Source organism: Vibrio algicola (genome assembly GCF_009601765.2).
GTDB classification, from domain to species: Bacteria; Pseudomonadota; Gammaproteobacteria; order Enterobacterales; family Vibrionaceae; genus Vibrio; species Vibrio algicola.
This window is the reverse complement of sequence record NZ_CP045699.1, coordinates 1-22,836: the sequence shown is the minus strand read 5'-3', so window position 1 is coordinate 22,836 and position 22,836 is coordinate 1. Positions and strand designations below refer to the sequence as shown.

At 42.6% G+C, this 22,836-nt stretch carries 19 protein-coding genes and 1 pseudogene; 6 read left to right on the top strand and 14 right to left on the bottom strand.

Features of this window, described 5'->3' with window-relative positions:
* Position 1 precedes the first annotated feature (1 nt).
* The 4 genes and pseudogenes from GFB47_RS00100 to lptM form a co-directional block, all read right to left on the bottom strand.
* Positions 2-745 (bottom strand): DUF484 family protein, encoded by a 744-nt coding sequence (locus GFB47_RS00100; RefSeq protein WP_225874273.1) that lies wholly within the window; start codon positions 743-745, stop codon positions 2-4.
* Between the two features lie 161 nt (positions 746-906).
* Entirely contained in the window at positions 907-1,737 is an 831-nt protein-coding gene (gene dapF / locus GFB47_RS00095; RefSeq protein WP_153445529.1) for a diaminopimelate epimerase, read from the bottom strand.
* Positions 1,738-1,796: 59 nt separating this feature from the next.
* Positions 1,797-3,047 (bottom strand): diaminopimelate decarboxylase, encoded by a 1,251-nt coding sequence (lysA, locus tag GFB47_RS00090; RefSeq protein ID WP_153445527.1) that lies wholly within the window; start codon positions 3,045-3,047, stop codon positions 1,797-1,799.
* A gap of 195 nt (positions 3,048-3,242) precedes the next feature.
* A pseudogene (lptM, locus tag GFB47_RS16545) lies at positions 3,243-3,341 on the bottom strand (LPS translocon maturation chaperone LptM); the annotation flags it as partial.
* A 111-nt stretch (positions 3,342-3,452) separates the two neighbouring features.
* Here lptM and cyaY point away from each other — a divergent pair.
* Together cyaY and tusA are read left to right on the top strand one after the other, a co-directional pair.
* On the top strand, positions 3,453-3,767 hold the full coding sequence (cyaY, locus tag GFB47_RS00080) for an iron donor protein CyaY (RefSeq protein ID WP_153445523.1): 315 nt from the start codon (positions 3,453-3,455) through the stop codon (positions 3,765-3,767).
* Positions 3,768-3,771: 4 nt separating this feature from the next.
* Positions 3,772-4,017 (top strand): sulfurtransferase TusA, encoded by a 246-nt coding sequence (gene tusA, locus GFB47_RS00075; RefSeq protein ID WP_153445522.1) that lies wholly within the window; start codon positions 3,772-3,774, stop codon positions 4,015-4,017.
* An 87-nt stretch (positions 4,018-4,104) separates the two neighbouring features.
* Here tusA and GFB47_RS00070 read toward each other — a convergent pair whose 3' ends face one another.
* The gene (locus GFB47_RS00070; protein WP_153445520.1) at positions 4,105-4,365 is read right to left on the bottom strand and encodes a hypothetical protein; all 261 of its coding nucleotides are present in this window, start codon (positions 4,363-4,365) and stop codon (positions 4,105-4,107) included.
* 124 nt (positions 4,366-4,489) lie between these two features.
* Complete coding sequence (locus GFB47_RS00065) at positions 4,490-5,053, bottom strand: manganese efflux pump MntP (protein WP_153445518.1); 564 nt, start codon at positions 5,051-5,053, stop codon at positions 4,490-4,492.
* A 259-nt stretch (positions 5,054-5,312) separates the two neighbouring features.
* Here GFB47_RS00065 and glyQ point away from each other — a divergent pair, with 259 nt between their 5' ends.
* From glyQ to GFB47_RS00045, 4 genes are all read left to right on the top strand, one after another.
* On the top strand, positions 5,313-6,242 hold the full coding sequence (glyQ, locus tag GFB47_RS00060; protein ID WP_153445516.1) for a glycine--tRNA ligase subunit alpha: 930 nt from the start codon (positions 5,313-5,315) through the stop codon (positions 6,240-6,242).
* 2 nt (positions 6,243-6,244) lie between these two features.
* Entirely contained in the window at positions 6,245-8,311 is a 2,067-nt protein-coding gene (glyS, locus tag GFB47_RS00055; protein WP_153445514.1) for a glycine--tRNA ligase subunit beta, read from the top strand.
* Between the two features lie 202 nt (positions 8,312-8,513).
* On the top strand, positions 8,514-9,767 hold the full coding sequence (locus GFB47_RS00050) for a valine--pyruvate transaminase (RefSeq protein WP_153445512.1): 1,254 nt from the start codon (positions 8,514-8,516) through the stop codon (positions 9,765-9,767).
* Between the two features lie 81 nt (positions 9,768-9,848).
* Positions 9,849-11,165, top strand: a complete 1,317-nt coding sequence (locus GFB47_RS00045; protein ID WP_153445510.1) for a hypothetical protein — start codon at positions 9,849-9,851, stop codon at positions 11,163-11,165.
* Positions 11,166-11,568: 403 nt separating this feature from the next.
* Here GFB47_RS00045 and GFB47_RS00040 read toward each other — a convergent pair whose 3' ends face one another.
* The 8 genes from GFB47_RS00040 to dnaA all read right to left on the bottom strand — a co-directional run bounded on the left by GFB47_RS00040 (position 11,569) and on the right by dnaA (position 22,606).
* Positions 11,569-13,023, bottom strand: coding sequence for a catalase (locus GFB47_RS00040; RefSeq protein ID WP_153445508.1), 1,455 nt, complete (start codon positions 13,021-13,023; stop codon positions 11,569-11,571).
* 251 nt (positions 13,024-13,274) lie between these two features.
* Positions 13,275-13,709 (bottom strand): Hsp20 family protein, encoded by a 435-nt coding sequence (locus GFB47_RS00035; protein WP_153445506.1) that lies wholly within the window; start codon positions 13,707-13,709, stop codon positions 13,275-13,277.
* A gap of 263 nt (positions 13,710-13,972) precedes the next feature.
* Entirely contained in the window at positions 13,973-14,704 is a 732-nt protein-coding gene (pepE, locus tag GFB47_RS00030) for a dipeptidase PepE (protein WP_153445504.1), read from the bottom strand.
* A 102-nt stretch (positions 14,705-14,806) separates the two neighbouring features.
* Entirely contained in the window at positions 14,807-16,198 is a 1,392-nt protein-coding gene (dcuC, locus tag GFB47_RS00025) for a C4-dicarboxylate transporter DcuC (protein WP_153445502.1), read from the bottom strand.
* Between the two features lie 301 nt (positions 16,199-16,499).
* Positions 16,500-18,920 carry a DNA topoisomerase (ATP-hydrolyzing) subunit B gene (gyrB, locus tag GFB47_RS00020; protein ID WP_153445500.1) on the bottom strand — a complete coding sequence of 807 codons (2,421 nt, stop codon included), beginning with the start codon at positions 18,918-18,920 and terminating at the stop codon, positions 16,500-16,502.
* An 18-nt stretch (positions 18,921-18,938) separates the two neighbouring features.
* Entirely contained in the window at positions 18,939-20,018 is a 1,080-nt protein-coding gene (recF, locus tag GFB47_RS00015) for a DNA replication/repair protein RecF (protein WP_153445498.1), read from the bottom strand.
* A 35-nt stretch (positions 20,019-20,053) separates the two neighbouring features.
* Entirely contained in the window at positions 20,054-21,154 is a 1,101-nt protein-coding gene (gene dnaN / locus GFB47_RS00010) for a DNA polymerase III subunit beta (RefSeq protein ID WP_153445496.1), read from the bottom strand.
* A gap of 42 nt (positions 21,155-21,196) precedes the next feature.
* Entirely contained in the window at positions 21,197-22,606 is a 1,410-nt protein-coding gene (gene dnaA, locus GFB47_RS00005) for a chromosomal replication initiator protein DnaA (RefSeq protein ID WP_153445495.1), read from the bottom strand.
* Positions 22,607-22,836 lie beyond the last annotated feature (230 nt).

Below are 22,836 nucleotides of genomic sequence, written 5' to 3'. Positions count from 1 at the left end.
ATTAAGACTCGTTGACGCAACTGAGTTTTTCAACTGAGTTTATCTCTGCGTCATCCTCTTGAGTGATTGAGACCACTAAAAAGGCTACCAGCGCACAAAGATGATTGAGAAATAGCGTATCCATTTCAGGTTGGAAGTGGCCACCTTCTTGGCTTGAAAACGCTAATAAGCCTAAGCTCTCTTTACGCACTAAAGGCAAGATCACATAAGAGCCTAATTCAGACAGTTCATCACTCGCGAAGCGATCGCCGCCAAATAAAGCGTGACGATCATTGCGATTTAAGCGGCCCAAATACGCTTGCTTACCATTGAGGTGATTGGTAATAAAGCGTTGATGGGTTTCGGCTTCTAGCGCCCATTTATTGTATTGCTGATCGAGTAAAAATATATGCGATTTTAAGCCGATATTGTTGGCATACCCATCCAATGCGGTGACTAATTGCGATAAAGAGTCACAACGCAATAACTGCTGCTGTAAGTCCATTAACTGATGAAAAGTGCGATCATTTTTAGCTGCCAGTGACATTAACTGGGTAATATCTTCTTCCAACTCTTCAATTTTTTGTCGTTGCCGACGCATTTGGATTTCGACTAATGACACTGCGCCTTGTTGCTGATGCGAAATTGATAAGCGATCTAACAAGCGTCCGCGATCAGCAAAAAAGTCGGGGTGATCTTTTAAGTAATCCGCCACGATTTCAGCGGTTAAGTTATCAGCGGCAATTTTCTGTTCAGTTACGGACACAAGACACTCTTTTTGTTGTAAAAATTATAAGCGGATAATAAAGCGAATTAATCATGAGGATAGAGAAAAGTGCCCAAGATCATCTATGGTCTTTTTAAAGTGCCCATAGATAGGCCAGCGTCTTTGCGGCATCCTCAATGTTAATCGCTATTCACTAGTGGTTAGCAGGTAATTTGACCATCATACACATGTGCCACAGGGCCTGTCATGTGCAATGGATGACCTTCACCTATCCAGAAAATACGCAACTCACCACCGGGTAATTGTACCGTCACTTCGGCATCTAATAAGCCTTGGTCAATCCCAATCGCTACCGCGCCACACGCACCACTACCACAAGCTTGGGTTTCGCCCGCACCACGTTCATAAACCCGTAGTTTCACATTATTACGATCGAGAATTTGCATAAAGCCGGCGTTAACACGTTCAGGGAAGCGTTCGTGGGATTCAAGTAATCGACCTACCGATTCCACATCAAAGCTATCCACATCATCGACAATGGTCACTACATGCGGATTCCCCATGCTGACTGCACCACAAAATAAAGTGTGTTCGCCAGCGCGTAGAATGTAGGTCTTTTCCGCTTGTTTGGCTTTAAACGGGATCTTGCTTGGTTCAAATACCGGCTTACCCATATTAACCGTCACCATATCGTGGCTTTCCACTTTTAAGATCATACGACCTTTTTTGGTGCTGACATTAATACTGTATTTATTGGTTAAGCCTTTCATACGCACGAAACGAGCAAAACAACGGGCACCATTGCCACATTGTTCTACTTCGCTGCCATCGGCATTGAAAATACGATAATGGAAATCGGTTTCTGGATCATAAGGCGCTTCTACCACCAACAATTGATCAAAGCCAACACCAGTATGACGGTCGGCTAAACGACGGATCAGATCAGGGGAAAAGAAGATGTTTTGGGTAACACAATCGACCACCATAAAGTCGTTACCCAAACCGTGCATTTTAGAAAAATGGAAATGCATACTGCCTCATTAAGCGTATAAAAATTTAAAAATAAAACATCACCAATTGGCGATAAAATTTAAGGGAGCAAGCTTTCTAGCTCCCACAGCGATTCCACTTTTTCACGCTGGCGAACCACATGGGCTTGCGAGCCGTCGACAATCACTTCTGCCGCACGACCACGAGTATTGTAGTTAGAAGCCATCACAAAACCATAAGCACCTGCCGAGCGCACCGCTAATAAGTCGCCTTCTTCCAGCACTAATTCGCGATCTTTACCAAGGCAATCACCGGTTTCACAAATCGGGCCAACTAAGTCGTAAGTTAATGCCTCACCTTTACGCGGCGCGACTGGCACAATATTCATCCAAGCTTGATATAAAGAAGGACGGATCAAATCATTCATCGCCGCATCAATCACCGCAAAATTTTTGTGCTCAGTCGGTTTTAGCAATTCAACCTTGGTCAGCAACACCCCAGCATTAGCAGCAATGGCGCGACCCGGTTCAAAAATAAGCTCAAGATGGCTGTGATTTTCTAAGCGAGATAATAATGCTTTGGCGTAATCAGAAGGTTGAGGTGGCAATTCATCACGATACACCACCCCTAAACCGCCACCGACATCCAAATGACGAATATGAATACCTTGCGCGGTTAGCTCATCAATCAAGGCTAACAAGCGATCGATGGCATCAATAAACGGTTCTAATTCGGTTAATTGCGAACCGATATGGCAATCAATACCTTGCACATTAAGATTCGGCAAACTGTTGGCAAATGCATACACTTGTGGCGCGCGATCAAATGCAATACCAAACTTATTATCACGCAAACCTGTCGAAATATACGGGTGCGTATGGGCATCAACATCGGGGTTAATCCGCAGTGAGATTGGCGCAATAACCCCGAGCTCACCTGCCACTTTATTTAAACGCTCAAGTTCAGGCTCTGACTCAACGTTAAAACATTTAATGCCTAACTCTAACGCACGCTTCATTTCAACTGCGGTTTTACCCACACCAGAGAATACGATTTTTTTCGCATCACCACCGGCGGCAATCACACGTTCAAGCTCACCGCCCGACACAATATCAAAACCCGACCCTAAACGAGCCAGCACATTTAACACCCCAATATTGGAATTCGCCTTAACTGCATAACAGACTAAATGCGGGTGCTCTGCCACCGAACAATCAAACGCTTTCCAGTGACGCTCTAATGTCGCGCGCGAATACACATACAACGGCGTGCCATGTTGATTTGCTAACTCAGTAAGAGATACATTTTCAGCCCAAAGCCGACCATCATCCTGATAATTAAAATAATCCAATTTTGTCTTCCTTTACTGTGCCGATTATTCGGGTTGAGATTGTGCTTCTGTTTTCGATGGTTGCGGCTGGGTATCTAAGGTCGATTCCGCGCTACTTGCCGCTGGATCTATCGTCGATGACGCCGCGCTTTGTGCTGGCTCAACAACAACTGAACCATCTTTACCTTTAATTGAAACCGCGCCAGTATTGCTTGGCTCTGGCTGATCTTGAGGTAAATAAAGCGGCCCAGTTTGACCACATCCGGCTAAGGTTGTTACCAGCAAGGCAAACCATGCTAAAGTGTGTTTTTTCATATCGATATCGTGATTAATGATTTAATGCCCTCTATAATCGCATCACATACAAGAAAAGCAATACTAAACGGGCGATATCAGCACCCAGCCTCAATAAAGGATAAACAAAATATGAATGATACTGAATTTCATCAACTGGTCGATATTCAAATGACGGCGATCGAAGAAGCGATTGATGAGTCTGGCGCCGATATTGATTATGAAGTGTCGGGCAATGTGATGACGCTTGAATTTGAAAATCGCAGCCAAATCATTATTAATCGCCAAGAGCCGATGCACGAAATTTGGTTAGCCTCTAAATCCGGTGGCTATCATTTTAAATACGTTGAAAATGAATGGATTTGCTCAAAAACTGGAGTGGAATTATTCGCACTCGTTAAAACCGAATGCGCTAAACACGCCGATGAAGAGATTGAGTGGGTATAACACAATGCCATTTACTGCTGATAACGCGACTAAAATATTAGATGCCCAAGGGCTACGCTGCCCAGAGCCGGTGATGATGGTGCGTAAAAACATTCGCGCACTGCAAGATGGAGAAACCTTGTTGATCACCGCCGACGATCCCTCGACCACGCGGGATATTCCAAGTTTTTGCCGCTTTATGGATCATCAACTGATCGCCGCTCAAACCGAGCAATTGCCGTATCAATTTTTGATCAAGAAAGGCTTGTAAATACGACAGTGCAAAAAACCAATTAAGAGAGTCAATAAGGCTGCTGGATGCATAACGCCGTCATCACCAGTGAGCAGCCTTAACTCATTAATCGCTCTCTTTTTTCTGAGAAAGTTGCTGTTGTAGCTTATCCACACGCTTATTTAATTCGGTAAGCTTTTGATTAAGAGGAATAATGTACAACACTCGAACCCAAGCTTCGACCGTTAACATAGATAAGATGATCGCACCCGCTACCATTGGCAACCACATACTAGTTAGCATCATGCCAATAAAAGTTAACGCTAAGCCAAAAGTAAATAAATAGCTTTGGCTTTTGGGGGTCATTCCTGCATAACGTGTCAACATAAGTCACCTCACCAATACATTCACTCAATCTATACATTGTAAGCTATGATAATGACAAAACCATTAATCGAGTCTTATTTTAGTTCTTTATTATTAAACTCGTTTTTAATCATAAACTTAGCCATCAAACCAACAAAAGCTTAAACGCGATCAATATCAACACAATTCCGCCAGCCAGTTCCGCTTTACTCTCCAACCAAGTGCCACTTTTTCGCCCGATAAACACACCTATAAAACTAAAGATAAAAGTCACGATACCAATAATGGCGCAAGCAACAAACGGATTAACATCCAACAACGGCAAACTAAACCCTGCCGCCATTGCATCAACACTGGTGGCAATCGCGAGCGTTAACATTATGCGATGGGTCACTTGGCAAATATCGTCTTCAATTCCTTCTGAAAACGCTTCATAAATCATTTTAGCGCCAATAAAGAACAATAATATAAACGCAATCCAAGACGCATAACCTTCAATCAAACCTAACACACCATGGCCGCCTAAAAAGCCAATAAACGGCATTAATGCTTGGAATAATCCAAAATAAATGCCAGCTTTAAGCGCTAAATCTAACGGTTTTGTTTGTTCTGATTGGGGTGATTGACTAGCCAATTTTGAGCCTAAACCAATCGACACCGCAAAAGCATCCATACTCAGTGCTAACGCTAATAACATTACATCTAACATTGCTTATCTCACATTCGTTGGGTAATTGAGCGCCTTTATTGTTATTTATTGTGTTTTTCAGGCGTATCTTGCGGTCAAAGCTTATAAGTTAGCGCCTTTTCCTGCAATCACAGATTGAGGCCAATAAGTGAACTCGCTATACTGATTGACTATTTATTAGGGGTTGTTTGTATTTAATGCCACATCGGCTTGAAATACAAATACCCCCTGTACACAAATTGCGATACACATTGCGCGAACAGAGTAGGCAAATAAAGTTATGCAAAAATACGACGTCAAAACCTTTCAAGGAATGATCCTCGCGCTGCAGGATTATTGGGCCCAAGTTGGCTGTACCATTGTTCAACCTTTAGATATGGAAGTAGGTGCGGGTACTTCTCACCCAATGACCTGCCTACGCGCGATCGGGCCTGAGCCAATTGCGGTTGCTTATGTACAACCATCACGTCGCCCTACTGATGGTCGTTACGGTGAAAACCCAAACCGCCTGCAACACTATTATCAGTTTCAAGTGATCATCAAACCATCACCTGACAATATTCAAGAGTTGTACTTAGGTTCACTAGAAACGTTAGGCATTGATACTTTAGTGCACGATATTCGTTTCGTAGAAGATAACTGGGAAAACCCAACTCTTGGTGCTTGGGGTCTTGGTTGGGAAGTATGGCTAAACGGCATGGAAGTGACACAATTTACTTACTTCCAACAAGTCGGTGGCCTTGAGTGTAAACCGGTTACTGGCGAGATCACTTACGGTATCGAACGTTTAGCCATGTACATCCAAGGTGTCGACTCTGTTTACGACTTAGTCTGGACTGATGGCCCGCTAGGTAAAGTGACTTATGGTGATATTTTCCATCAAAACGAAGTTGAGCAATCGACTTACAACTTCGAGCACGCGGATGTTGATTTCCTATTGGGCTTCTTCGATCAGTGTGAAAAAGAATGTCAGGAATTGCTGGCACTTGAAACACCGTTATCTTTACCCGCTTACGAGCGCATTTTAAAAGCGGGTCATGCCTTTAACCTACTCGATGCACGCAAAGCAATTTCTGTTACCGAACGTCAACGTTACATCTTACGTATTCGTAATTTAACTAAAGCAGTCGCCGAAGCTTATTACGCCTCTCGTGAAGCGTTGGGATTCCCAATGTGTAAAAACAATGACTCAAAAAGCGAGGAGAAGTAATCATGGCGAAGAATTTTTTAATTGAGCTCGGTACTGAAGAATTACCACCAACCCAGCTTCGCACCTTAGCAGAAAGCTTTGCCGCTAACTTTGAAGCAGAACTTAAATCAGCGGCTATCGCGCATGCTGGTGTTAAATGGTATGCCTCTCCTCGTCGTTTAGCGTTAAAAGTGACGGATTTAGAAGAAGGTCAACAAGACAAAATCGTTGAAAAACGTGGTCCTGCGATTGCTTCTGCTTTTGACGCCGACGGTAATCCAACCAAAGCTGCTCAAGGTTGGGCGCGTGGTAATGGCATTACAGTTGAGCAAGCCGAGCGTCTAAAAACTGATAAAGGTGAATGGCTACTGCACAGACAGCAAGTGAAAGGCCAACCGGTACAAGCACTGGTGGTAGATATGGCAGCAAAAGCATTATCTAACCTTCCTATCGCCAAGCCAATGCGTTGGGCTGACAAAGACACTCAATTTATTCGTCCAGTGAAAACCCTGACTATCTTGTTAGGTGATGAACTGATCGAAGGTGAAATCTTAGGCGTAGCTTCTGCTCGTACTATTCGCGGCCACCGCTTTATGGGCGAACGTGAATTTACTATCGACAACGCCGATCAATACCCAAGCTTGCTAGAAGAAAAAGGCAAGGTTATGGCCGATTACGAAGCGCGTAAGGCTATTATTCTGCGTGACTCGCAACAAGCCGCCATTGCGGTTGGCGGTACCGCCGATCTTGAAGATGACTTAGTTGAAGAAGTAACATCTTTGGTTGAATGGCCTGTAGTATTAACCGCTAAGTTTGAAGAAGAGTTTTTGAAAGTGCCTTCTGAAGCTTTGGTTTATACCATGAAAGGCGATCAAAAATACTTCCCTGTGTACGACGATAATAAGAAGTTGCTACCTAACTTTATCTTTGTGTCGAACATTGAATCGAAAGATCCACGTCAAGTAATTGAAGGTAATGAGAAAGTGGTTCGCCCACGTTTAGCCGATGCTGAATTCTTCTTCAACACCGACCGTAAGCGTACTTTAGAATCTCATCTTCCAGAGCTTGAAACTGCGATCTTCCAAAAGCAACTTGGTACGATTAAAGATAAAACCGATCGCATTACCGATCTTGCCGGCTTAATTGCTGAAGCGATTGGCGCGGATGTAGCAAAATCAAAACGCGCAGGCTTACTTGCCAAGTGCGACTTGATGACCTCGATGGTATTTGAATTCACCGATACCCAAGGCGTTATGGGCATGCACTATGCTCGCCATGATGGTGAAGATGAAGAAGTCGCAGTGGCGCTAAACGAGCAGTACATGCCTCGCTTTGCCGGTGATGACCTACCAAGCTCCGATGTGGCAGCCGCAGTAGCTATGGCCGATAAACTGGATACTTTAGTTGGTATTTTCGGCATTGGCCAAGCGCCAAAAGGCTCAGATCCATTTGCTCTACGTCGCGCTGCATTAGGTATTTTGCGCATCATCGTTGAGAAAGGTTACCATCTAGATTTAGTCGATTTAATCGCACAAGCTAAATCACTGTTCAAAGTAGACCTAAGCAACCAAAAAGTTGAAGACGACGTTCTTGAATTCATGCTTGGTCGTTTCCGCGCTTGGTATCAAGACGCTGGATTTAGCATTGATATTATTCAAGCGGTATTAGCTCGTCGCCCAACCAAACCGTTAGACTTCGATCAACGCGTAAAAGCCGTTTCTCACTTCCGAGGACTAGACGAAGCCGAAGCACTGGCGGCTGCCAATAAACGTGTTGGTAATATCCTCGCTAAATTCGATGGTGAATTAAGCGCTGAGATCGAGTTAACGCTGCTGCAAGAAGACGCAGAAAAAGCCTTAGCCGAAGAAGTCGAAGTGATGACCGAAGCACTCGAGCCTGCATTCGCCACTGGTGACTACCAACAAGCCCTGAGCAAGTTGGCCGCGCTACGCAAACCAGTTGATGCTTTCTTCGATAATGTGATGGTAATGAGCGATGATGAAGCATTGAAGAAAAACCGCTTAACACTGCTGAACAACCTACGTAACTTGTTCTTGCAGATCGCGGATATTTCTTTGTTGCAGAAATAGAGTGGCAGAATAAATAAGGTTTATTATCAGAAATATACCTTTGAAATAAAAGCCTAAGCGACACTCATTTGATGAGGTTAGCTTAGGTTTTTTTGTGTTTGAAAAATAAAATATATCGCTAATACCAGAAAAATCCCACCTTCTCCATGCTCGATATTTCGTGTATGTTGGGCAGTAGAACACTAATGGATTAGGTTGGGTTATGCAGTATTCAAAGTTTGGTAATAAGTTTAATCGATTCTCTGGTATTACCCAGTTAATGGACGATCTCAATGATGGTTTGCGTACCCCTGGCGCGATCATGCTCGGAGGTGGAAATCCAGCCGCCATTCCAGAAATGGTAGAATACTTCAAGCAAGCCAGCGCCGATATGCTTGCCAGTGGCGAATTAATTAACGCCATGACCAACTATGATGGCCCACAAGGTAAAAACACCTTTACCCAAAGCCTAGCCAAGCTATTAAAAGACACTTACGGTTGGGATATCAGCAGCAAAAATATCAGCCTTACCAACGGCAGCCAAAGCGCATTCTTCTCTATTTTTAATCTATTTGCCGGTAAACATGACTATGGCAGTCATAAAAAAATCTTACTCCCTCTCGCCCCAGAATATATCGGTTATAGCGATGCCGGTATCGATGAAGATATTTTTATTTCTTATCATCCTGAAATCGAAATCCTTGAGAACCGCATGTTCAAATATCATGTTGATTTTGAGCAAGTACATGTCGATGATTCTGTCGCTGCAATTTGCGCCTCACGCCCTACCAATCCGACCGGAAACGTCTTAACCGATGAAGAAGTGTGTAAGCTTGATAAACTGGCCCGCGCCAACAATATTCCATTAATTATCGATAATGCTTACGGCACCCCATTCCCAGACATTATCTTTGAAGATGTTACCCCGTTTTGGAATGACAACACTATTTTGTGCATGAGCTTATCGAAATTAGGCTTACCCGGCGTGCGCTGCGGCATCGTGATCGCCAGTGAAGCCATGACCCAAGCCATGACCAACATCAATGGTATTGTTAACCTCGCGCCGTGCAGCATCGGCCCAGCGATAGCCAATCACATGATTGAACAAGGGGATTTATTACCATTAAGCGAAAATGTGATCAAACCCTTTTACCAGCGCAAAGCCTTACATGCGGTAGAGTTACTGCAAACCGCCATCCCCGATCCTCGCTTTAAAATCCATAAACCCGAAGGGGCGATTTTTTTATGGCTATGGTTTGATCAACTGCCCATCACCAGCATCGAACTCTACCAACGCCTAAAAGCCCGTGGTGTATTGATTGTACCGGGTGAATACTTTTTCTTTGGTCAAGAAGCGAAAGAAGAAAAGTGGGATCACGCCCATCAATGCCTACGCATGAACTACGTGCAAAGTGATGACGACATACAACGAGGTATTGAGATCATTGCCGAGGAAGTGAATAAGGCGTATTCATAATAAATAAAACACTGTCCATTGACATTGTATATTTATTAACCCATAATTAATTCATACCGTGAATTAATTATGGCGACCAATATGAAAAACAAAACGATCATCTCTCTATCACTCTTATTTTCGTTACTTCTTACCGCATGTGGAGGCGGTGGTGATGGAGGCAGTGATGATAGCTCATTATCCTCTCATGAAGCGACATTGGTCGTAACTGACTACCAACAAGTTGCTGATATTGCTAGCGAAACATTATACGAACACGCCCTAATTAATTCATTTTATAAAACCTCATTAGATGGCTGGGATAATGGCTATATATCAGGGACATTTACAGATTGCACATCTGGTTCTGGAGGTTGGAAGCGAGAAGATGTTAATGATGGCAACTCTATAATTAATGTAAAATTTGATAAATGTTACTTAACCTCTCTTAACATGGCTCTTACTTTAGATATGCATGACACTTATGGAGATAATTATGTTTTAACTGCGAACATGTCCACAACAAAAACTAAAGTTTATTACGAAAGCTATGATGCTGAAAACTATTCATCGACATTAAACCACACCGATACTAATAAAACTGTAAAGGTAACAGCTTATGATATGACCTCTAGTGGATATGATTATCCAGATAATGGTCGTCTAGAAATTGAAACCGCAAACCGCCAAGTATGGACTGTAGAAGTATACGAAAGCAAATGGATTATAATCTCACCAGATGGAGATACATATAACTATGATGCAAATAATGGTAATAGTGTAATTAATACCACTGTAGAGATTAATACTCCAACAGAAACAAGTCAATTAAGTGCCGATTATGATGCAGATACCATCGCCCTATATATTAATAACAGCTTAAAAACATCGCTTATTATGGCAACGAAAACCTTTACTACTATTGATTATGGTTATAATGATGGTGATGTGATTTTTTGTAGTGATGGTGGTCACGCTACTTATCAAGCAACTAGTACTTACGACGTATATTCTATCGACACATTCAACTGCAAAGAAAGTATTGGAATAATTAATGGGACCACCTCTTCTTCATCAGAAAAAAACATCACTAAGTGGGATATTTCCATAACCGATACCGATCAACAAGCTTTTATTAAATCATCAAACTTTATAAAAAATACTGATAATTATAACCAACATGATACTTACAGTTTTACCATAACTTATGCTGATAATGAGTTAGATAATAAATGGGCTACGATACAAACTAATGACCTCACTTATATGCAAGGTACAGCCACAACTAACCTACCAATAAGTGGATCAATTATCGTAAATAGTAGTAATTATATTTGGACGGCAACAATAACGGGTTCAGGCTTCGACTTAGAATCACCTTCAGGAACGGTGACTTATCACGATTTAGATATCCTTTAATTCCTAAAAGTACCAAGGGGATAACTCTGCCTAAAATTTGCTTGGTGAAAATACTCTATTGGATACGCCAATCATGGATGATTGGTGAGGCTTCTTGCGCACATGGATGTGCAATTGAAGCCGGTATCGAAATCGAGTGTTGTAACCAAGATGACAAAATTTCTAGCAGCGGCCTTTTTGCCACCTTTTTTGGCTGTTGAAAAAAGGTTGGTCGCCGAAGGCTGTACGATGAACTTACCAGCAAATAAATAATAAAAATAAATCTAGAGCTCGCGATTTGAGATCCTAAAATACGTTCGTACTCATTATCTAAGATGACAAGTTTCTAATAATTGTTAGATCTGAAAAAATAATGCCGAAGCTCTCACTTCGGCATTATTTTATTTACCACAAAAATCTGCGATTAACTCGCGTATTCACTCTCTTCAATGCCTAGTAACTTAGCAATACCGACCGCATAAGCAGGGTCTGCTTTGTAACAATTGCTTAAATGACGTAGTTGGATATGCTTGGCGGCACCACCAATATTACCAGCGGTGTTTTCAAACAAGATCTGTTGCTTCTCTGAGGTCATTAATTGGAATAATGCACGTGGTTGTGAGTAGTAATCATCATCATCTTCGCGGAAATCCCAATGAGCGACGGCGCTATCGAGTCTTAATGGCGGCTCGGAGAAATCGGGTTGCTCTGCCCACTCACCTTGGGAGTTTGGTTCATAACCAATAGTGCCGCCATGGTTGTTATCGACCCGCATTGCGCCATCACGATGATAACTGTGTACAGGGCAACGTGGTGCATTGACTGGGATTGAATGATGATTCACCCCCAAACGGTAACGCTGTGCATCGCCATAAGAGAACAAGCGCCCTTGCAGCATGCGATCGGGCGAGAAGCTGATCCCCGGAACCACACTCGCGGGGTTAAATGCAGATTGCTCGACTTCAGCAAAGAAGTTCTCAGGGTTACGGTTAAGCTCAAACTCCCCCACATCGATCAATGGATAATCTTTATGTGGCCAAATTTTGGTTAAATCAAACGGGTGATAAGACACTTTTTCAGCATCAGCTTCTGGCATGATCTGAACTTGGAATTTCCATTTTGGATAATCGCCATTATCAATGCTATCAAGCAAATCGCGCTGGTGGCTTTCACGGTCTTCACCGATCAGTTTCGCCGCTTCTACTTCGCTTAAGTTTTTGATCCCTTGTTGAGATTTCATGTGGAATTTAACCCAGAAACGCTCATTGTCAGCATTGATAAAACTAAAGGTATGGCTACCAAAACCATGCATGTGACGGTAAGTGGCAGGAATACCACGATCACTCATCACAATTGTCACTTGGTGCAATGCTTCGGGTAATGATGTCCAGAAGTCCCAGTTATTATCGGCGCTACGTAGATTGGTACGCGGATCGCGTTTTACCGCGTGGTTTAAGTCGGGGAATTTAAGTGGATCACGCAAGAAGAAAACCGGCGTATTGTTGCCGACTAAATCCCAGTTACCTTCTTCGGTATAAAATTTTAAAGCAAAACCACGAATATCACGCTCGGCATCGGCTGCGCCACGCTCACCAGCAACGGTAGTAAAGCGAGCAAACAGATCGGTTTTTTTACCAATCTCAGAGAAAATTTTGGCTTTGGTATATTGGCTAATATCGTGGGTAACGGTGAAAGTCCCGTAAGCACCAGAACCTTTAGCGTGCATACGACGCTCAGGGATCACTTCGCGATCAAAATGGGCCAGTTTTTCGAGAAACCATACATCTTGCAGTAATTGAGGGCCGCGCTTTCCGGCAGTCTGGACATTTTGGTTATGCGCCACTGGACACCCAGCCGCAGTGGTTAATTTTTTAGACATATATGCATCCTTTTTTCTGATCTAATTAATCATGAGTATTCCTAACTCGATATCTACAGATTAGACCAGACTGGCTGATATTTATTGATCTAAATCAATCTCAACATTCTAAACACCACTTGTTAACAATTGGTCACAAAATATGTGATATCAATCATTTATAAAAAAAACACCGCTAAATAGTTTTGTTTCAAGCATAAAAAAGGGTGCAATCTGCGCACCCTTTATTCCCGCTTAAAATAGGATAAATATTAGCTTTCAATCAGTTTTTGACCATTTATCGCAATCTTACGCGGCTGCATCGCTTCTGGGATTTCACGTTCGAGATCGACATGTAATAAACCATTTTCCATGGTGGCGCCAATCACTTTAACATAATCCGCTAATTGGAATTTACGCTCAAAATCACGCTCTGCAATACCTTGATAAACGTAGTTTTTATTTTCATCGGCTTGACGTTCACCACGCACGATTAACATATTTTCTTGCTGAGTGATATCAAGCTGCTCATCAGCAAAACCCGCTACCGCCATCGTAATACGATAATGATGTTCGTCTTTTTGCTCGATATTATATGGAGGGTAACCGCCGGAGCTATTCTTGGTGTTGTTCGATTCCATTAGGTTAAATAAACGATCAAAACCAATGGCATTACGGTATAGGGGGGCAAAATCTACATTACGCATAAGACTATCCTTTTATATTAAGCAATAGTGGTAGCTCGCATTTCAATATGAAAAAGCAGCTATTTTTAACTTGCTGTGTTCTCTAACTTACAATGCTTATTGGTAACCCTAACGGCGAAACTCAATAAACGATCTCAAACGACCCTAGTGGCATCGTCTTCATAAATATATATAAGGATACGGACGATCACTTTCAAGCTTTAAAGCAAAAAAAAAGCACTTTCAGATAGAAAGTACTTTTCAGGATTAGAGTAATAGAGGGTTTAGCAGCCTCTTTCCATTAAGAATTGAATATCAGATCCAGCTTCAAAATATTGTGGCTCTTGCTTGTTAGCAAACAACTTCATTGGTTTACCATTAGCCGCAGAGTAAGACAACTTACCATCTTGAATATGCAGTAACGTCCCTTCAGGGATGCCCGCCACCACTTGATGTGGGTTCATTAATAAGTACTCTTCAATACGCTCATCACGAGTTTCACCCATGTGCCCTTCCATTGTTGCTTCAATGTAGTGCGGGTTAATTTGGAATGGTACAAAGTTTAATGAGGTTAAAATCGCTGCGCTGACGATTGGCATATCATTGGTGGTACACATGGTTGGCGCGGCAATGTTGGTACCAGCGCTCCAGCCAATGTAAGGCTTATCTTGTTGTAGTACCGCTTGACGAAGTGGACCCACTAAACCTTTATCATGCAGCATTTTATTTAATACCCAAGTGTTGCCACCGCTCACCAAAATACCATCGGCCTCTTGCAGAGCTTTGACCTGATCATCGGCGCTTTCAATATTGGTGACTTTACAGCCAAATTTACCAAGACCCGCTTGCAGTTGTTCGGTGCGCTCTTGGTAATCACCACGGATCATCGCGTAAGGGATAAATACAAAGTTTTTTGCCCCTGTGCGTTTTACCATAGCTTCAATCCAGTCCAGACCAAACTCAAGTAGTTGAGTATTGCCAGGTAATTTACCATTGCTAAATAGCATGACATCCATAATGACTCCTAAATCTAAATAATGTAATCCCTTTCAAGCTTGAAGTTGCCACACTAGGCAGCCACTTCAATCTCTCTAGGTTTAAAAAATATCAACAAATGGTTAGAAACTCATAATGCTGACCAGAACAGAAATAACAATACCCCCCAACATCGGGATGGCAGTGCGTTTAGCTAAATCGAATGGAGAGACATCCGCTACCCCAGCAATCGCCACCATATTCGGCGCAATGGGTGAAATATTGCGACTCATACCAGCAACAAACTGCATTGGAAGTAGCATCATCACAGGGGCGATCCCCATTTTACCGGCAATCTCAGGTACAAGGTTAGCAAATGAGAAGAAAGCAGCGTTGCCAGACCCCATTAAAATAGCCGATACCATAATGATTAACACCATCACAATCGTCATTAATACTGGGCTAAAACCGGCATGCTCAGCTGCGTTCACAATGGTATTAATAGCACCAATCGATTTTAACCCTTCGGCAAAGGTTTGACCGGCAACGATAAAAGTCACCACGTTGGCAAATTGACGCCCCATTCCATCAAAGAAATATTGAATAGAATCCACGACCGCTTTGGCATTACCACGACGAATAAATTCAAAAATCAACGTGATAAAGAGCGACACAAACATCGCAGTGGTCACATCCATAGTAATAGAGCTGATCACCAATTTACTGAAAGTGAAAATCAATACTAGCGGGATAACCGGAAGAATCGCGTAGATAGCCGGCGCTTTTGGTTTTTTATCTTCTTCAAGATGAAGCGTTTCAGCTTCGGCTTCTGCAAGGTGCATGTGCTCACTGGCAATATGACCATCTTTTACATCCATAGTTTTTTGCACAACCATGTGTAAAACCGCGATCACGGTTAGCGCAGCAAATGCCACTAAGATCTGATAATGCACCACATAATCAACCACGTTGATACCAATAATATCAGCAGCAAAGTTAACGTTACCTTGACCTGGCCCCATTTCAACCGCTACGGCAGTGGCGATCGGCGCACAAGCGGATAAACGGCTTAAACCAACACTGCGCATTAATGGGTAAAGTGTCACCATCAACAATACCCCAAGGCCTGAAGCACTGGTAATAAAGATAGAGAGGAACTCACCGATAATGAAGCACATCGCCATAAATAAATACGGCATGTGTTTAATTTTGGCTAATGGACGAGTTAAGAAAGTAACGAGAGATTCTGAAGCACCAATTTCATGCATATAAATCGCAAAACCTGCGATTGCCATGATTTTTAGTCCCAAACCGGCACTTTGACTCGAAAAAGTATTAGTAATAAATTGGAATATATCGAGCCATTCTGAACCGGTAGATTGTTCGGCAGGAAGTGGCACTGTACCGTGAATTAAAATGGCAGCGATCATTAACACGACACCACCAGCAATAAGAACCGCTTGTGCTTTGTATCCTTTGAGAACACAGGTTGCGACACAAACCGTCACAATTAACGCAATTATAATAGATAACATATAGCTTTTTTCCTTGGCTATATCGTCCTTGAATCCATAAAGAGTTTACTTTGAAATCCGATCAAAGCGGTTATGACACCTGTCAATAACACCAAAACAACAATAGGGAAAAACCTTTATTAAGCTTTTGATATAACACATCAATTAGAAATTTTTTTTCGTAACCTTAGTTCTCTTTTATTAAACCTTTTTTTGTGAACTCGATCCTCGACCTTGTTATTTCTTTATTTATTTCTGACATTAAAAAACCCTCGACATCACTGGCGAGGGTTTTGAGTGTTTATTTAACTAAAGGTATTTTCTATACGTCTAGGTTAGCCACTTTCAATGCGTTATCTTCGATGAACTTACGACGCGGTTCAACTTGATCGCCCATTAAGGTGGTAAACAATTCATCCGATGCGACTGCATCATCAATGGTGACTTGCATCATACGGCGAGTTTCAGGATCCATTGTGGTTTCCCAAAGTTGGTCAGGGTTCATTTCACCAAGACCTTTATAACGCTGTAGTGAAAGACCACGACGAGATTCTTTGATTAACCAGTTAAGCGCTTCCACAAAAGTTGATACGCTTTGAGTACGCTCGCCACGTTTAACGTAAGCACCCTCTTCAATCAAGCCTTCTAAGCTTTCAGAAAGGTCAGCTAAACGGCTGTATTCTTTCGAGTTCAATAAATCTAAAGAAACCACATATTCATGGGTCACACCGTGAGTACGCACCACAAGTTTCGCTAAGCTTACGCCCAACTCTTCGTGCTTTTCAACTTCAAGCGTGTATTGGCTTGCCCCTACTTCTTTGGCATTAAGTTGCTCAACCAGAGTTTGACCCCAAGCTTGAACTTGCGCCGCGTCTTTACTCATTTCAGCGGTAAGACGTGGGGTGTAAATCAACTCTTGGATCATCGCATGTGGATAACGACGACTCATACGTTTGATAAGCTTCATGCCTTCATTGTATTGAAGAACCAAAGCTTCAAGCGGCGCACCCGCCAGCGCTGGAGCATCAGCATTAACGTACAAACCTGCGTTATCAAGTGCTAGGCCGGCTTGGTACATTTCCATTGCATCTTCATCTTTAATGTATTGCTCTTGCTTGCCTTTCTTCACTTTGTAAAGTGGCGGTTGAGCAATGTAGATGTAGCCACGTTCGATAAGCTCTGGCATTTGACGGTAGAAGAAAGTCAAAAGCAAAGTACGAATGTGAGAACCATCGACATCGGCATCGGTCATGATGATGATGTTGTGGTAACGCAATTTATCTGGGTTATATTCATCACGTCCAATACCACAACCTAATGCAGTGATAAGAGTCGCCACTTCTTGTGAAGACAGCATTTTATCAAAACGCGCTTTTTCAACGTTTAGAATTTTACCTTTCAGTGGCAAAATCGCTTGGTTTTTACGGTTACGCCCCTGCTTGGCTGAGCCGCCAGCAGAGTCCCCTTCCACAATGTAGAGTTCAGAAAGAGAAGGATCTTTTTCTTGGCAATCCGCTAGCTTACCTGGCAAACCGGCTAAATCTAACGCGCCTTTACGACGAGTCATATCTCGAGCTTTACGTGCCGCTTCACGAGCACGAGCCGCATCGATAATCTTGCCACAAACAATTTTCGCTTCACCTGGATTTTCAATCAAGAATTCCGATAGTTTTTCACTCATTGCGGATTCAACCGCAGATTTCACTTCAGATGAAACCAACTTGTCTTTGGTTTGGCTTGAGAATTTTGGGTCTGGCACCTTAACGGAAACCACCGCAGTTAGACCTTCACGAGCATCATCGCCCGAGGTCGCCGCTTGCGCTTTCTTGGAGTAGCCTTCTTTGTCCATAAAGTTGTTCAGGGTGCGGGTTAACGCGCCACGGAAACCAGCTAAGTGAGTACCACCATCGCGTTGAGGAATATTATTGGTAAAACAGTACACTCCTTCTTGGAAGCTATCGTTCCATTGCATGGCAACTTCAACCGTAATGCCGTCTTCTTCACGTTCATGGTCAAAATAAAAAATCTTTTGATGCACCGCCGTTTTATTGCGATTTAGATGCTCAACGAAAGCACGGATGCCGCCTTCAAACATGAAGTGATCACTTTTATCTACTTCACGTTCGTCAGTTAACTTGATCGAAACACCTGAGTTTAGGAATGACAATTCACGTAAACGCTTAGCAAGGATATCGTAATGGAATTCGATGTTAGTAAAGGTATCTTCACTTGGCCAGAAACGGATACGAGTGCCTGAATCTTCTGTGCTACCAATCACCGTAAGCGGGGCTGCCGGTACACCATGATTATAAATTTGCTGGAAAATCTCACCTTGACGCTTAATGGTCAATTCGACTTTTTCAGATAAGGCATTAACAACGGAAACACCAACACCGTGCAAACCACCCGATACTTTATACGAGTTATCATCGAATTTACCACCAGCATGAAGTACCGTCATGATAACTTCTGCGGCTGAAACGCCTTCTTCTTCGTGCAATTCGGTTGGAATACCACGGCCATCATCACTAACAGATACTGAATTATCTTCGTGAATGGTGATAATGATATCGGAACAATGACCCGCTAACGCTTCATCAATTGAGTTATCGACGACCTCGAAAACCATATGGTGCAGACCAGTACCGTCATCGGTATCACCGATATACATTCCTGGACGTTTACGTACGGCATCTAGCCCTTTAAGTACTTTAATACTCGATGAATCGTAAGTGTTCGACATGTATTGTTCTCGCCTTAATTATCCTTGCTCTATTTTGCCATGTTCCACATGAAACATCCTGCTATTTTCACTTTGCATTTCAACAATGTGACTTGCAGTAATAGAGCTTATAAAAACCTGTGCCTGCGTCTGCTTTAAATACTGTGCCAGACGTGTGCGACGTTGACTATCTAGTTCTGATGCAAAGTCATCAATTAAATAAATACACTGTTTGTCGGTCGCTTGGCTTAAATGTTGGCCTTGCGCTAATCTCAGCGCACACACCATTAATTTTAACTGTCCGCGTGACAAAATGTCTTCTACCGGTGTAGCGGCAATCTTTAGTTTTAGATCAGCTTTATTGGGGCTACTAAAGGTGTAACCGAGCTGCTGATCACGCTCAAAATTAGTTTGTAAACTATCTGCGAATGGGGTGTCTTTATCCCATCCCCTATAGTACTGAATTTTCACTTCAAATTCAGGTAAAAATACCGCGCAAATTTGTTCGGCAATCGGCTTAAGCTGTGCAATGTAATCGGCGCGCCATTGACTTATTGTTTCGCCTAACTGTGCCAACTCTTGATCCCAATAACTGAGCTCTTGATAGCTGCGCGCAGTCTTTAATAGAGCATTGCGTTGCTTCATTAAACGCTTGAAACGAGCCCATGCTTGATAGAAATGAGGTTGAGTATGAAATACACCCCAATCTATAAAGGCACGACGAAACTTAGGCCCTTCGGTTAACAGTTCAAATCCTTCGGTATGAATTAACTGCAGCGGTAGTGTTTGAGCAAGTTGGGCAATTTTTTGTCCACCTTGACCGCCAATTTTGACTTCGCTGCTGCCATCGCGCTGTTTGTTGATCCCAATTGGCAATTCATAGTCATCGTTATTGATAAAGCGACCATGCACAAACAGTTCACTATTCTCATGTTGGATCACACGACCGGTTAAATTGGTGCGAAATGAACGGCCATGACCTAATAGGTAAATGGCTTCAAGCACGCTGGTCTTACCACTACCATTGGGGCCGATAAGAAAATTAAAGCCTGATGATAGTTCGAGATCACAGGCTTTAATATTGCGAAACTGTTGAATGGCTAAACGCACTAAAGGCATAGATTAACCACTGATTTTACTAAAAATTCGCATCATTAAAGTCGAATTGGCATCACAACGTACATAGCGGTTGTATCATCTACGTTTTCAATCAAAGCACTGGCATTGGCATCACTTAATGACATACGTACCGTTTGGCATTTAAGCGTGTTTAAAATATCCAATACATAGCTTACGTTAAAGCCAATCTCTAGCGGTTCGCCTTGATAATTCACATCGAGGTTTTCTTCCGCTTCTTCTTGCTCTGGATTATTGGCAGTAATGCGCATTTCAGCGCCGGCTAGATTGACTCGCACACCACGGAATTTTTCATTCGATAAAATAGCCGCACGTGAAAATGACTGACGCAAAACATCACAATCGGCTTCTAAGGTTTTGGTGGTTGTTTGCGGCATCACGCGACGATAATCAGGAAAGCGACCATCGACTAACTTAGAAGTAAAAGTAAATTCATTTACATTGGCGCGAATATTGGAGCTACCAATTTGCAGCGTGACATTTTCATCTGGGCGATCAAGTAACTTAATTAATTCCAGTACCCCTTTACGCGGCACGATCACTTGCTGTTGGCTAAACTCACCAACGAGAGCGGTTTCAGATACCGCCATACGGTGACCATCGGTGGCAATTGAACGTAAGGTAGTGCCTTCAATTTCAAACAACATGCCGTTTAAGTAATAACGTACATCTTGGTTGGCCATTGAGAATTGGGTTTTTTCGACTAAACGACGTAATTCATTTTGAGTAATCGTTACTTGCGCGTCACTTTGCCAATCTTCAATATTTGGGAAATCAGTCGCAGGCAGCGTGGTTAAAGTAAAGCGGCTGCGACCCGATTTAAGCAATAAGCGATCGTTTTCATAAGTAATGTCGATACGAGCATCATCGGGCAAGCCGCGACAAATATCTAAAAACTTACGTGAAGGAACGGTGGTGCTACCCGGTTCAAAATGATCGCTTAACGCCAAGCGGCAAACTAGTTCTACTTCCAGATCGGTGGCGGTAATCGATAATTCGCCATTTTCAACTTTAATCAACAAGTTACCAAGAATAGGTAAAGTCGAACGGCCGCCTAAAGCGCCAGAGACTTGTTGTAGTGGTTTTATCAGTTGGCTACGTTCAATGGTGAATTTCATGATCTATTCTAACTCGCAAATGTGATAAACAATGGTGAAAAATTAAGACGATAAAGTACGGATTAAGTTGGAGTAATCTTCTTTTATATCGTGGCTTTCTTCACGCAGTTCTTTAATTTTACGGCACGCATGCAATACCGTTGTATGATCTCGTCCACCAAAGGCATCGCCAATTTCTGGCAAGCTGTGGTTGGTTAACTCTTTTGATAATGCCATCGCCAATTGACGAGGACGCGCGACAGAACGAGAACGACGCTTAGATAATAAGTCAGCCATTTTAATTTTGTAGTATTCCGCCACCGTTTTTTGAATATTGTCGATGGTGACTAACTTTTCTTGCAACGCCAATAAATCTCGCAATGCTTCACGCACAAAATCGATGGTGATTGGACGGCCGGTAAAGTTCGCATTGGCGATCACGCGGTTTAATGCGCCTTCCAATTCACGTACATTCGAACGTAAACGCTTGGCAATAAAGAATGCCACTTCATCGGCTAAGGTAATTTGATGATCTTCGGCTTTTTTCATTAAGATCGCCACGCGAGTTTCTAGCTCTGGCGGTTCGATCGCAACGGTTAATCCCCAACCAAAACGAGATTTCAAGCGATCTTCTACCCCGTTGATCTCTTTTGGATAACGATCGGAAGTTAGGATAATCTGTTGATTACCTTCTAATAATGCGTTGAAGGTATGGAAGAATTCTTCTTGCGAGCGCTCTTTATTGGCGAAAAATTGAATATCATCGATCAATAAGGCATCAAGGCTACGGTAGTAACGTTTAAATTCTTCGATGGCATTATTTTGTAGCGCTTTTACCATATCTTGCACAAAACGCTCAGAGTGCATGTACACCACGCGCGCATCGGGTTTGCTTTCTACAATCGCATTTCCCACCGCGTGCAACAGGTGAGTTTTACCCAAACCTGTTCCGCCATATAAAAAGAGTGGGTTATAAGATACGCCAGGATTATCCGATACCTGTTTGGCAGCCGCTAAACCGAGTTGGTTTGATTTACCCTCAACAAAGTTATGAAACTTATGCTTAGGGTTAACGTTTGATCTGTGATTAACATCTATCACGACTTCACGTTGTCCGGTATCCCACGATTTATTTAATGGGCGGCTTTGCTGAACTTGTGCCGGTCCTGACGATTCAGCTGCCACATCGGCGGCAGTGCGTTTTGGACGCGCCACTGGAGCATGAGTCGGCTTACTGCCCACTTCAAAATGCAAGTTAGGCGTATCAGAGCCACAGAATTCTTTTAGCAAACGATTAATGCTATTGAGGTATTTATCACGAACCCAGTCGAGCACAAAACGGTTCGGTGCAAATAGAGTGAGTGTATTGTCATTAAGTTCTGCTTGAAGTGGACGAACCCACATACTGAACTCAGTGGCGGGAAGCTCTTCTTGAAGTTGTTGCAAGCACTGCAACCATAGCGAAGACGACACGGAAACCTCACACGAAATGAAATGATCTTAAAGGAAGGTAATTCTACATCCCAACTCACAAGATCACCAGTAATAGATCCTGAGATCAGTGAATAAGATCTCAACTTATTCACAGTTTTTGGGCAGTAATGCTTTTTTTATCCCAAAATTAGTGATCAATTGTCAATTGATGAGTTAATAACTGTTAATAACATAAAAGTTATCCCCAATCTGGATCTTTTCGTTATCAA